Genomic DNA, 11,771 nt, shown 5'->3' with positions numbered 1-11,771 from the left:
TCAACATCCAAAACAACACCATTTTATGGAAGAAACACGTGAACAGCAGAAGCTGCATGGCTTCCTTCAATGCGGCATATACCTGTCTATTGCCCTGGAAGCCGCCATATTTATTTATCAGAAAGCCCCATTTTGGGGCTTTTTCTTTGACCCGCTGGACAAGATCAGTCATATCGCCATCTATCAAAGTTTGCTTTACAGTAAGTTATGTACGTTCGGTCTGATCTGCCTGGTCAGCATAGGGACGCTGTCTAAAAAAGATACGGAATTCAATCCGAGAAGACAGATCATCTTTCCACTTGCCATCGGCCTGCTTTTGTTTTTTGGCAGCATCGCTTGCTATGGACGCGCATCACCACTCGCGTTTATTTACACGACCTGGTGGGACTTCCTTTACATGGTATGCTCCTTTTTAGGTGCCATTTTGGTAAGCCTTTCCATGGACAACATATCCAAGATGATCCGGTCCGGGATGGGCAAGGATAAATGGAATACGGAAGCCGAAAGCTTTATGCAGCCGGTAAAGCAGGTTTTTACACCCTATTCGGTTAATATTCCCATGCTATTTTATTATAACAGGAAAGTCAGGCATGGCTGGATCAATATCTGCAACGTTTTTAGAGGGACCATCGTGATCGGCACGCCGGGTTCGGGTAAAAGTTTTTCGGTCGTAAATCCCTTTATCCGGCAGCTCATCGCTAAAGAATTCGCCGTTTGCCTGTATGATTTTAAGTTCCCTGACCTCGGACAGATCGCTTACTATCATTACCTGAAAGCCAAACAGGCAGGAAAACTGGCCGGGTTTACGTTTCATGTGCTAAACCTAAACGACCCGGAAAAAAGCAGGCGCATCAATCCCTGGCGGGCCGACTATATCCGCTCACTGGCAGATGCGGCGGAAACCGCGGAAGGGCTCGTAGAGGCGTTAAAAAAAGGAGACAAGTCAGGCGGCAGCGACCAGTTCTTTACGCAATCCGCCATCAACTTCTTAGCGTCCTGTATTTATTTCCTGAGCAAATACGCGGGCGGCAAATATTCAAGCCTGCCGCATGTACTGGCCATGCTCAACCGGTCCTACGAAGAAATATTTGACGCCCTCGTTTCCGAACCGGAGCTACGATCACTCATGTCACCCTTCATGAGCGCCTACCGCGCGAAAGCATTCGACCAACTGGAAGGGCAAATCGGCACGCTGAAAGTGTTTATCAGCCGTTTGGCAACGAAAGAAACCTACTGGGTCTTCTCCGGTGATGATTTCGACCTAAAAATTTCCGCGAAGGAAAACCCGGGCATACTCGTCCTGGCCAACGACCCTAATACGCAAAACATAAACTCTGCCTGCTATTCCATTGTCATAAACAGGCTAACCAAACTGATTAATACCAAGGGCAACCTGCCCTCGGCACTCATCATCGATGAGGTGCCTACACTATTTGTTCACAAAGTAGAAAACCTGATTGCTACTGCCCGCAGCAATAAAGTCGCCGTGCTGATGGGCCTGCAGGAACTGCCACAGTTTAACCAGCAATATGGCAAAGACACCGCTGCGACCATTACTTCCGTCGTCGGAAACGTGCTGTCAGGTTCAGTCCGCAATAAGGAAACACTCGAATGGCTGGAACGCCTGTTCGGTAAGTCCAAGCAGATCGGCGAAGGGCTTTCCATTGACCGCAATAAAACGTCTACTTCCCTCAACGAGAAATTAGAGGTACTGATCCCGGCGGGAAAGATAGCTTCACTTAACGCCGGCGAAATGGTCGGCGTTATCGCGGCCGACGCGCAGGAGAAATTTACCGGACAGTTTGTAACCTCCGCTGTGAATTGCCGGATCAACCTGGACATGGCCGAAATATCTGGGGAAGAAAAGAACTACCGCGCCCTGCCTGCTTACTATGATTTCAACGGCCGCAAGGACGAAAAACTCCGTCAAAACTTTAACCGCATAAGCCAGGAGATCGAAGATATGGTTGCGCTCTTTAAGGCACAGCCAGTCAATACCTCAAAATCAAAAATGAAATGACATGACAGAACATGAACTACTGGGATCCCTCGTGCTCGTGCACCCGAACCTCGAAAACCATCCGGCGGGACGTGAAGGCTTTATAGGAATAGTCAATTATATAGATTCTCCAAACAATGAAATACACGTGGTTTTCACAGACGAGGCCGAAGCGGTTTACCCTTCCGATGCCTTGTTTAAATTAAAACCCAAAGAAGAGATTTATCCCACCGGGGGAATGGATTTTGCCATCCCCAACCTAAATTCCTATAAAGACCTGTATAAGATATCCTTGTTACAGCAAATGGGGAGGAGCACGGATATTTGGAACGCTTTACAGATCGCCCGCGAAAATCCGGAGATATGGAAGAATAGCCTGGTATCTGTCGAAGAAAGTCTCGGCCTGCATCATAATCAATACATAGGACGATGAAAGCCGGTATGATGTGCTGCCTGATCTGCCTTCCGCTTGCGCGCCTGTCCATCACTTCTTCTTTTGGCTACCGTAAACACCCCGTAACGGGGATTTATGCCTTTCATAACGGGGTAGATTTTAAGGCAAGGTCTGACACCGTGTATGCCCTGGCCGACGGCAAAGTGACGGCTACCGGCTATGATGATGTAGCCGGAGTTGGCATAACCCTAAATCATCAGGATTTCCTATCCATCTACGGGCATTTAAGCCAGGTGTTTGTGTCTCCCGAAGACCGCGTAACAGCAGGACAACCTATCGGAATTACGGGAAAAACTGGCCGTGTGACTGGTGAACACCTTCATTTCAGCATCCGTGCCGGTAACCGCTATCTCGATCCACTCGAATTTATTTATCAATTAATCAATACAAAAATCATGAGTAAAACTTTTAAACCGCTCTACGAGCAGCTTGCAGAAAAGCTGATCAACGAATTCAAAGCAGGGACTTCCCCTTTTCAAAAACCGGTAAAAGAAAATGGCATGCCCGCATTCGTTGCACCCGTTAACCCGATCACCGGAAAAGGATACAGTGCCATGAATGCCATCAATCTTTCGCTTAAAGGCTTTAACGACCCGCGCTGGATGTCCGCCGATACCGCGAGCTTTAACGGATACCTGGTCAAAGAAGGATCTAAAGGAACACTGATCAATTTTCCTAAGAAAAACGAGATCAGGGCGATCCGCACACCCGAAGGCGAAAGGGTTAAAGACGAAGCGGGCGTGACGCAAACGAAAACGGTCGAGTTTGACAAAATTCAAAACGGCAAGGCTTTCCTTTTTAACGCCGAGCAGATCAAAGGCATTCCGCCACTGGAAGAATGGCTGCAGGCGGCTGCCGAATTGCATCCCCTTTCTCCTGCCGAACGTGCCGAAAAGCTGATCGCCGATAGTGGCGCTGTTATCGTTCATGGGGGAATAGAAGCTTACTACGATAAAGTAAGGGACGAAATATATCTGCCGGAAAGGGAATCATTTACGAATGATACCAAATACTTACAGGCAGCTATCCACCAGCTGGCCCATTGGACCGGCCACGAAAGCAGGCTAAACCGCCCGATGGAAGGCAAGTTTGCTTCCATGGATTACGCCCGCGAAGAACTGCGTGCCGCAATAGGCGCGATGCTGATCGGTGGCGACCTGAAGATCGGGCACAATTTTGGCCCGCACGCAGCCTACACCAACGCCTGGTCGAAGATGCTGAAAGACGAGCCTTTCGAAATTTCTAGGGCATCAAATGACGCCCAAAAAATTGCTTACCTGTTGTTGGGCACCGGGAGAAAAGAGGAAATAAAAGAAGGGGCTGCGGTGAGCATGACCCTGACCAAAGGTGAGGAAATTCCCTACAACGATACCACTTACAAAGTATTGGATAAAAAAGGTAAAACCTTTGAAATGGAAAAAACAGACACCGGCGAACGCTTTAAAATAAAAGCGACTGACAAGGTTTTTGCCAATCTCGTGGAAGCAAGGAACAACCCTCAGGCAGCCAACCTTTCTGTGGCACAGGAGGCTGGAGAAGTGGTTGAAAATTCACAGTCACAAAAAGTAGGGAGGTAAACGATGAACCTGATCAACTTCAAAGAACATGAGCTTCCAATGAAAGAATTGGAAACCATAGGCCTCGCCTCAAGGGGCCAACTCCTACTGAATGTAACCGACCTGAAAGCGCTGCTTTCAGGTCGGAGGACAGAATTGATCCACCTCGAAAATTTGGAGACAGAAAATATCAAGGTTAAATCGATCGACGCGAAGGTTTCCCTTCGCAGAAACGAACAGGGCAAAACCGAACTCCTGATACATCCTATCTACCGTAAACCGGCAACACCTGATTTTCTTGACGTCAACGAAGCCCGGCAGCTGGAAAAGGGAGAAGTGGCCAGCCTGCTGAAAGTGACGAAAGACGGTAAAGGAAACCCGCAGGAATTATTGGTCGAATACGATCCCGAAACAAGGGAATTCATTGTCTCGGACACCGAGAAGATATTGGTGCCGGATATGGTGAACAGCGAATTTCTTACCCCCGCTCAAAAGGAAGCTTACAGGAAGGGTAAGGAGGTTAAACTGGCGGACGGCACCATACTCAATTATTCAGGAACGGATGTAAACGGGATTCAGTCAAACCGCCTGGCCCTTGTGGCTTCTATACTGATCGATGGCGGCCTATCCTATATGCTTTATCGCGGACTGCATGCAGCTTTCGGGCAAGAGCACGATCCGGACGAAGCAGCTTTTTTAAGCCCGGGTTATCATAATGCTGTAACAGACCTCGAGAATGATCGGCCTGTGGTCAATAATGAGCATATTCAATTTCAGGGAAGGGGCCGTACTTCCCGTTAATGGATAGCCATCTGTCAAAGCTCGGCGTCCCTCCGGAACTGCAAGCTTACTTCGGCACTGCTGATCTTTGCTTTGATTTTGGTGATGAACAAGAATTATTTGGCGAGGGGTTTCACCGTGTCCCGACCACCCCGGATCTGTGGATGGCAGGCAGCTACCCGGCGACAGAACTCATCATAACCTCCAGCGCGATGGAGGCTGTCGCCTATATGACGCTAAACGCATGGCGACATCCCCCAAACGCCGTCATGTCCTTTATTGCCATCGGTAACCTGCCGCACCCGCGGCAGATCCAATGGATAAGCGCCTACTGTCAAAAAAGAAAAATAACACTCGTCTTCAGTAACGACCTGCCCGGCAAATTAACCGACATCATCGTGGCATCGGGCATCAGGAAGAAAGCAGTCCGGGCAGCCTGGCAACGGGGAAAGGTACATCTACATCTCGGCCAACTGGCACTTGGGTTCCTGCCGGAAGTCGTCAGCCTGAACGCTTTTGAAAAAGCCGCAGGGATCAGGACGGGTATCCGCACACGGAAACCAGCCGGCCATAACACATTTTTAGACCAATTAATTTATGATCAACAACAATGAAATCCTGCTCAGGCCGGCAATCGGATTCGCCTTCCTGAAAATACTGCCGCTTGTATTATTGGCACTTATCTTTCTTTTGCTGGCGTGGTACTTGTCGCCATACTTCATGTTCTTCAGTTTCGGTGTGCTCGGCTGTGCATGGTACAGGCTATTGTATATCCGCAGCTTTTCCTACCTGATAACGCCTTCGGAAATAAAAAGCGGTCAGGGGATTTTTTTTAAACGGACGGATTTTTTAGAGATGTACCGTATCAAAGATTACGTAGTCACCCGCCCGTTACTACTGCAAATGATAGGGCTGATGAACGTCATCCTGAAAAGCACGGACGCTGAAAATCCGGTATTGGTTTTATTTGGCATACCGGAATCCGACCTTATCGAAATCATTAGGGAACACGTGCAGGAAGCGCGCAAAAACAACAATATTTACGAAATAAATTAACGCAAATGCTTGCATTATACTAAAGCGTTTAGTAAATTTAAGTATTAATCAACTATGAAAACGACAGCTTATTTTATCGCTACCTGCTTCATCTCCACCTTCGCGTTCTTTGGCGCGCTGGGTGCGAAAAATCCCTTCCCGCTTTTTGCAGTCGCATTCGGGATTTGGGCGCTTTTTCTATGGGGTTACAGCAGGAGATCAAAAAAGGACGCGGCGAAACGGTTTCAGGAGCGGTTGTTTAACGACTATATGCGCTCAAAAACACGCGGTTCGCTGCGCCGCTGAATATTAAATTAACATATTTAACGTTATACTAATTCTGTGGGCAACCCGCCCGCATTTGTGATAAGGTTTAGGTTAAAATCCCCTGGCAGCGATTGCTCAGGGGATTTTTTTTTACCGGCCTTTACCCCACCGGGCAACGTCAGCTTGCCCTCTTTTACTCTCCAACTTTCATCATGGAACAACAACAACTTTCACAAGTGGAGTTAATCGCCTGGCGGCTTGCCGGCAAGCTCCCGCACATCGATATCAACGGAACTGACTTTACCATTGACATACGCTTAGATGAGCTCCGCGAAACACAAGCGCCATGGAACCGGATAGATATCTCTGATATGGAAACAGCACCTGACAGCGATGACCGTCTGTTTTTTTACCACACAAAGGAGCATACCCCATGGGAACTGAAAGATGAAATAACCGAGGTTCCTGAACACGTGGTTCTCGTAGCCCTGCCGCCAGAGCTGATACTCGACCCGGTTGCTGCCGCCCGAAAGGTCGGGTTTAACGACGAAGAGTTCCTTCAGGAACATCCTATCCGGCAATATATCAAGGCTGGAATTACTCCCTTAGCGGAAACTTTCCTTCCGGCATTCATCGAAGAGAATATTGCCAAACAACAAAACAGCCGCTCCCAACGGCGTTAGATCCGAGACTATTCAAAGACAGCGAGTAATTGGTTTACAATTTATTACATTAGGATATTAATTTCCCTGATGAAGCGCTTAATTACCTTACTATTCCTTACTCCTCTCTTCCTAAGTGCCCAGGTACCTAATACCGCATATGTAAAAGCACTCTATAAAAAATATCCTACGCAGAAATCAGATCATTGCGCTTCCTGCAAATTGTGGGTAAACCCTTTTTTCAAGTCCATTGCGGATACCCTGCACCATACCCCCGTACTGACATTCTATATTTATACCAAAGCGCACCGCCTGGAGCAGGAAGCGCTTGATCTGCCAAGGTCGGGCGTTTACGCTGCTTGGCATGCCGCCTATGGCCAGCCCGACGAAACAAAAGTTTACAGGGAAGCCAACCGCCTGATCGGCAAACCCAATTCTTCAGAAATGATAGCCAAAGGCCATTGCCAGCCGTGGATCCTGCTCGCCTGGTCCGCCGATGCCGCGATCCTCTCAGACACTTACACCTTCAATGCCGCCATGGAGTTCCAGGGCCAAAATATCGGTACGGAATTGGCCACTGAAGAATTATGCAGGAAATTGACAGGGTATAAAACGGATGCCGTTACGGACAGCGTACTGATCTGGTGCGGTACGTCCGGCAGTCAGCAAGTGTATACTAAAGGCACGATAAGTAATACCGTTCCATCGTACTATTATAAAATTATCCAATATTATGACGGATCAGTCGGCGGCACCATACGCCTGTGTTACTGGATGCCGAACCTGGCCGATGAAAAACGGGCCATTCTGAAATCAAGAGAAGTAAGCTTTGACCAGCTCATTCAAAATATCGGATATGATCCTACCTTGATCTTTAATAAATGAAGCTAAAATCATAACTTTAAAAAATGAGGGAGATTGAGCCGCCTTTTGAAATAGACTATTACGGCACAACAAAGGTTACAGAAGCCGAGATCCAGGAAAAACGAGTATTTTATATCCAGTTCAGCGACGGGAGGAAAGCATTAACAAGCACGATTGCGGAAGACAGGCGGGAGAAAAAGTTCTGGACATCAATCCCGCAGGGGCGTCAAAAGGAAGCGGAAGAAACTGGCAAGCTAATTGCCGCATATATAAGAAGTAAAAGAAAATAGTATATGTGTTATTACAACGGACAAAAGGTTACAAGGGCAGAATATATCAGGCTGAAATCGCTTGAAAAAGCGGTCAGCAAGTTCTCGTTTTTGGATAAAGGTGTGATCAACGGCTTTAACGGAACACCTGTTGCCGTCTTAATCCCAACCGAAGATCGCACAAACTTTGATATCGTTCAGATGGAATGGGGCTTGCTACCACCTCATGTAAAAAACAGGGAAGAAGTATTACGTTTCCGGAATGGCTACAAAGACGAAAAAACCGGTAAGTGGAAAACCGGCTACACAACCCTGAATGCGAAACATGAAAATCTATTTATTAATGAATGGGGCAAAACATCCATGTTTGCCGAAGCCGCCAGGGAACGTCGCTGCCTGCTTTTATCCACCGGATTTTTTGAATGGCAACACATTTACCGTAAGCATAAAAAGACAGGTGAAAATTTGAAGACGCCTGATAAATACCCATATTACATTAATCTACCTGAACATGACTACTTCTTTATGGCCGGTATCTGGCAGCCCTGGACCGATAAAGAAACAGGTGAGCATGTAAACACTTTGGCCATCACGACCACCAATGCAAATCACTTAATGAAGCAGGTGCATAACTCTAAAGAGCGTATGCCCACCATTCTCAACGATGATCTTGCCTGGGAATGGATGATGTCTGATAGTTTAAGCGATGAACGGATTCAGGAAATTGCCAGCACACAATACCCGACAGAGTTGATGTCGGCTTGCACCATCACCAAAGAATTCCAGGCTTTGCTCGACCCGACCGAGCCGTTTACCTATGCAGATTTGCCCGCGTTAGAATTATCCATAGATAACCCTTCCAATACGCAAGGTGAACAACAAATTTCATTATTTTAACCACTATTTTAATTACATCGTAAAGTTTTGACCGGTATCGATAAACACCTGCGGTTGGACGCCACAGGTGTTCGATATTTATTTTCATACATTTAGGGACAAAACTTTATCACATGAATCAATTAGTGGATTTTTCCCATAGCGGTTTTAAATTAATTGCTATCCGTATTTTGCCCGGTTGTGATGAAAAATACACGAAGATTCTATCCGAAAATGAAATCTATCACTTCTACAACAACTACTCAATTGATAGGAAAAACGATAGTATTTCTGTCGAGAACCTGGTTCCTGACCGCTTTTACGACGATGGCCGTAAGAAAAATAACCAAACCGTTCTGAATATCTCCGCCATTGTAGGAAAAAACGGCTCCGGCAAAAGCACGTTAATTGAATTACTTTTTCGGGCCATAAATAACATTGCCCAACAAACTGTTAATGACTATGACGGGTTGGAAACAATCAAAGGCTTAAATATTGCCATATACTTCCAAACAAATAGCTTTTACAAAGTTAGCATCAATGATGGAAACTGTCGGCTTCACCCCTATTATATAAACGGCAGGATTAAACGTGGTAAAGGGACGCCGGTTCAATTACAAGATTTCTTTTACAACATTGCAGTAAACTATTCCCATTATGCTTACAATGTTGATGATTTTGAAGATGAAATAAACTGGCTAGATGGACTATTTCATAAAAATGATGGCTATCAGACACCTTTAGTGATAAATCCATTAAGAACAAACGGAAATATTGATATTAATTCGGAGAACGTCCTTGTACGGGCGCGATTAATCTCAAATTTAATTTCCCCTTTTCAAAATAACGATTTTAGCTATCGGGATCTGACATCAAAACACCGGGCGCACAGCCTTAAACTATCCCTTAAGCCAAGTAAAGAAAAACAAACTATTTACAAAAATGAATATAAGGATAATGATATTACCGAAGAAGTCCGTATAAGCTCATTCGAACCGCAGCGTGAATTACTTCTTGAAATGCTTAATAAAACCTACCTATTTAACTACCATAGATTAAATAGAGAGAAGTATAAAATAGCCCTTGATTACATCATTTATAAATTAGTCAGCATCTGTGTGAAATATGCCGATTACTATGAATTCTTGGATAGGTATGCGACACAATTTTACTCGAGTACCATTGGGGATTTTATAGCTCGCCTTATTGCTGACGATAGCCACATAACTTTTAAGCTTAAACAAACATTAAACTTCCTGCGGTTCGAGCATATTCCCCTTGAAACTCAGGAAATTTCAATAGACCGTCTGTCTAAGATTATGTTAAACTTGAGGAAAGATCATAAAAGGCGTTATATTGATACTGTTTTGTATATCCCGCCACCAATATTCGATACGGAGATAATGCTCGAATTAAAAGAACCGCCGAACAAGGTAATCTCATTCCGAAAATTAAGTTCGGGAGAAAAGCAATTAATCTATTCTGTAAGTACAGTATTATATCACCTCATCAATCTTGAATCGATCACACCAACAAAACGGAGGTCGAGTTATAAATACGTAAACGTAATTTTAGAAGAGGTTGAACTCTATTTTCATCCGGAAATGCAAAGGGAGTATGTCAGTAGAATTATAAACAGCCTATCCGGTTTGAATATCAAAAGGATCTTAGGTATAAACTTATGTTTTGTTACCCACTCCCCATTTATACTATCAGACATACCAAATGAGAATATTTTGTTTTTAGATGACCATGGTCAGCCCATAAAAGAAATAAAAAGCCTGAAAACATTCGGTGCAAATATCCACGATTTGCTTGCAAAAAACTTTTTCTTATCTAAGGGTGCGATGGGCGAGTTCGCACAAAATAAAATTCAGCGGGTAATCAATCAGTTAAATAATAATTCATTGGCTGACTATTACACGGAAAAGGATTTACTGATGATAATCAACTTAATAAGTGAGCCTTTTCTAAGGGAGAAGCTAATGGAGATGTTTTTTCAGAAATATGATAAACAAAAAAGAATTGAAGAACTTAAAAATGAATTAAAACGGTTAGGTTATGATCAAGCTTAATTATAACGACGCCGAATGCCTTTTGCACTTAGCAGATGTACGTCAGTTGATTTTGAATCGAATTCCCGGAATTTTAAAGAACGGCATTACGCATAAACAAAAAAAGTATTACGCTACGGGTAAGCTAAAAGCATATATACAGAGCTTAGAAAATGATCCAAATCAAATAACTCAATTGGTTACTGCAAAACCGGAGGCACTACGAGGGATCTATGAGGCGTTAAAACAAGGCAATAACACGTTCTTTGTAAATAATTCCCCCGCTAATCTCATTCTCAGAAATCTTTTTTTAGCTCATGCATATAAAAACATGGATAAGCTTAAATTAATCAAAAGAGTTAATGTGGATACTTGCCCTTATTGCAATAGAAATTATATCTATTATCTGTCGGAACAGGGAGCTATTAAACCACAAATCGACCATTTTTACCCAACCAGCAAATACCCAATTTTCGCCGTATCTTACTACAACCTAATTCCAAGCTGTCAAACTTGCAATGGTTTCGGAGCTAAGGATCAAAATGACCCAATTAAATTTGACTTGGTAAACCCATATTTATTAAAGCACAGTGATTTCAAATTCAGCTACAAAATCAAAAACATTAGTGTTGTAAATCCTTTAGGGAATAAATATGGCGTTGAAGTTAATTTCTTGTATAGATTGGATGGCCATTTGACAATTTTTAAATTAGATAAACTCTATCTGCAGCATTCCGATCATGTGCTTGAGCTCATATTGAAAAGCAAGGTGAAGTATGTAGAAACATATCGCAAAATACTGCAAGATTTTGAAGATTTTGAATTTAGTGATGAGGAAATCGATCGTATGATATTGGGTAATTTTTCCCTCGAAGAAGATCTTCATAAACGTCCATTTTCGAAACTTTACCTGGACATAGGGGCTGATTTAGGGCTGATTAAAATCCCTTAAAAT

At 44.3% G+C, this 11,771-nt stretch carries 13 protein-coding genes; all 13 read left to right on the top strand.

The features are described from left to right. The first annotated feature begins 25 nt into the window (after nt 1–25). The 13 genes from IDJ75_RS11200 (at nt 26) to IDJ75_RS11140 (ending at nt 11,768) form a co-directional block, all read left to right on the top strand. Nucleotides 26–2,020: a type IV secretion system DNA-binding domain-containing protein gene (locus IDJ75_RS11200; protein WP_191175709.1), complete on the top strand. Its 1,995-nt coding sequence runs from the start codon at nt 26–28 to the stop codon at nt 2,018–2,020. A 127-nt stretch (nt 2,021–2,147) separates the two neighbouring features. Continuing rightward, nucleotides 2,148–2,432: a hypothetical protein gene (locus IDJ75_RS11195; protein ID WP_191175708.1), complete on the top strand. Its 285-nt coding sequence runs from the start codon at nt 2,148–2,150 to the stop codon at nt 2,430–2,432. Then, nucleotides 2,429–4,030 (top strand): zincin-like metallopeptidase domain-containing protein, encoded by a 1,602-nt coding sequence (locus IDJ75_RS11190; protein WP_191175707.1) that lies wholly within the window; start codon nt 2,429–2,431, stop codon nt 4,028–4,030. The genes IDJ75_RS11195 and IDJ75_RS11190 overlap by 4 nt, the downstream gene beginning before the upstream one ends. Nucleotides 4,031–4,033: 3 nt before the next feature. Further along, complete coding sequence (locus IDJ75_RS11185; RefSeq protein ID WP_191175706.1) at nt 4,034–4,810, top strand: DUF4099 domain-containing protein; 777 nt, start codon at nt 4,034–4,036, stop codon at nt 4,808–4,810. Next, the gene (locus IDJ75_RS11180; protein ID WP_191175705.1) at nt 4,810–5,403 is read left to right on the top strand and encodes a hypothetical protein; all 594 of its coding nucleotides are present in this window, start codon (nt 4,810–4,812) and stop codon (nt 5,401–5,403) included. The genes IDJ75_RS11185 and IDJ75_RS11180 overlap by 1 nt, the downstream gene beginning before the upstream one ends. Continuing rightward, nucleotides 5,387–5,845: a PH domain-containing protein gene (locus IDJ75_RS11175; protein WP_191175704.1), complete on the top strand. Its 459-nt coding sequence runs from the start codon at nt 5,387–5,389 to the stop codon at nt 5,843–5,845. The genes IDJ75_RS11180 and IDJ75_RS11175 overlap by 17 nt, the downstream gene beginning before the upstream one ends. A gap of 54 nt (nt 5,846–5,899) precedes the next feature. Then, entirely contained in the window at nt 5,900–6,130 is a 231-nt protein-coding gene (locus tag IDJ75_RS11170) for a hypothetical protein (RefSeq protein ID WP_191175703.1), read from the top strand. 173 nt (nt 6,131–6,303) lie between these two features. Then, nucleotides 6,304–6,774, top strand: a complete 471-nt coding sequence (locus IDJ75_RS11165) for a hypothetical protein (RefSeq protein ID WP_191175702.1) — start codon at nt 6,304–6,306, stop codon at nt 6,772–6,774. A 69-nt stretch (nt 6,775–6,843) separates the two neighbouring features. Beyond that, the gene (locus IDJ75_RS11160) at nt 6,844–7,638 is read left to right on the top strand and encodes a DNA/RNA non-specific endonuclease (RefSeq protein WP_191175701.1); all 795 of its coding nucleotides are present in this window, start codon (nt 6,844–6,846) and stop codon (nt 7,636–7,638) included. 23 nt (nt 7,639–7,661) lie between these two features. After that, a complete protein-coding gene (locus tag IDJ75_RS11155; protein ID WP_191175700.1) occupies nt 7,662–7,907 on the top strand; it encodes a hypothetical protein in 246 nt (81 codons plus the stop codon). A gap of 3 nt (nt 7,908–7,910) precedes the next feature. After that, nucleotides 7,911–8,783, top strand: coding sequence for an SOS response-associated peptidase (locus IDJ75_RS11150; protein ID WP_191175699.1), 873 nt, complete (start codon nt 7,911–7,913; stop codon nt 8,781–8,783). A 113-nt stretch (nt 8,784–8,896) separates the two neighbouring features. Then, nucleotides 8,897–10,837, top strand: a complete 1,941-nt coding sequence (locus IDJ75_RS11145; RefSeq protein ID WP_191175698.1) for an AAA family ATPase — start codon at nt 8,897–8,899, stop codon at nt 10,835–10,837. Next, on the top strand, nt 10,824–11,768 hold the full coding sequence (locus IDJ75_RS11140; protein ID WP_191175697.1) for a hypothetical protein: 945 nt from the start codon (nt 10,824–10,826) through the stop codon (nt 11,766–11,768). The genes IDJ75_RS11145 and IDJ75_RS11140 overlap by 14 nt, the downstream gene beginning before the upstream one ends. Nucleotides 11,769–11,771 lie beyond the last annotated feature (3 nt).

It is taken from the genome of Mucilaginibacter rigui (assembly GCF_014773275.1).
Classification (GTDB): Bacteria; Bacteroidota; Bacteroidia; order Sphingobacteriales; family Sphingobacteriaceae; genus Mucilaginibacter; species Mucilaginibacter rigui_A.
This window is presented reverse-complemented; position numbering and strand designations above follow the sequence as displayed.

Bases quoted from the DNA above. Each gene is read 5' to 3' on its own strand.
- IDJ75_RS11200 (WP_191175709.1), top strand. From the start codon at position 26: ATGGAAGAAACACGTGAACAGCAGAAGCTGCATGGCTTCCTTCAATGC.
- IDJ75_RS11190 (WP_191175707.1), top strand. From the start codon at position 2,429: ATGAAAGCCGGTATGATGTGCTGCCTGATCTGCCTTCCGCTTGCGCGC.
- IDJ75_RS11185 (WP_191175706.1), top strand. From the start codon at position 4,034: ATGAACCTGATCAACTTCAAAGAACATGAGCTTCCAATGAAAGAATTG.
- IDJ75_RS11180 (WP_191175705.1), top strand. From the start codon at position 4,810: ATGGATAGCCATCTGTCAAAGCTCGGCGTCCCTCCGGAACTGCAAGCT.
- IDJ75_RS11175 (WP_191175704.1), top strand. From the start codon at position 5,387: ATGATCAACAACAATGAAATCCTGCTCAGGCCGGCAATCGGATTCGCC.
- IDJ75_RS11170 (WP_191175703.1), top strand. From the start codon at position 5,900: ATGAAAACGACAGCTTATTTTATCGCTACCTGCTTCATCTCCACCTTC.
- IDJ75_RS11165 (WP_191175702.1), top strand. From the start codon at position 6,304: ATGGAACAACAACAACTTTCACAAGTGGAGTTAATCGCCTGGCGGCTT.
- IDJ75_RS11160 (WP_191175701.1), top strand. From the start codon at position 6,844: ATGAAGCGCTTAATTACCTTACTATTCCTTACTCCTCTCTTCCTAAGT.
- IDJ75_RS11155 (WP_191175700.1), top strand. From the start codon at position 7,662: ATGAGGGAGATTGAGCCGCCTTTTGAAATAGACTATTACGGCACAACA.
- IDJ75_RS11150 (WP_191175699.1), top strand. From the start codon at position 7,911: ATGTGTTATTACAACGGACAAAAGGTTACAAGGGCAGAATATATCAGG.
- IDJ75_RS11145 (WP_191175698.1), top strand. From the start codon at position 8,897: ATGAATCAATTAGTGGATTTTTCCCATAGCGGTTTTAAATTAATTGCT.
- IDJ75_RS11140 (WP_191175697.1), top strand. From the start codon at position 10,824: ATGATCAAGCTTAATTATAACGACGCCGAATGCCTTTTGCACTTAGCA.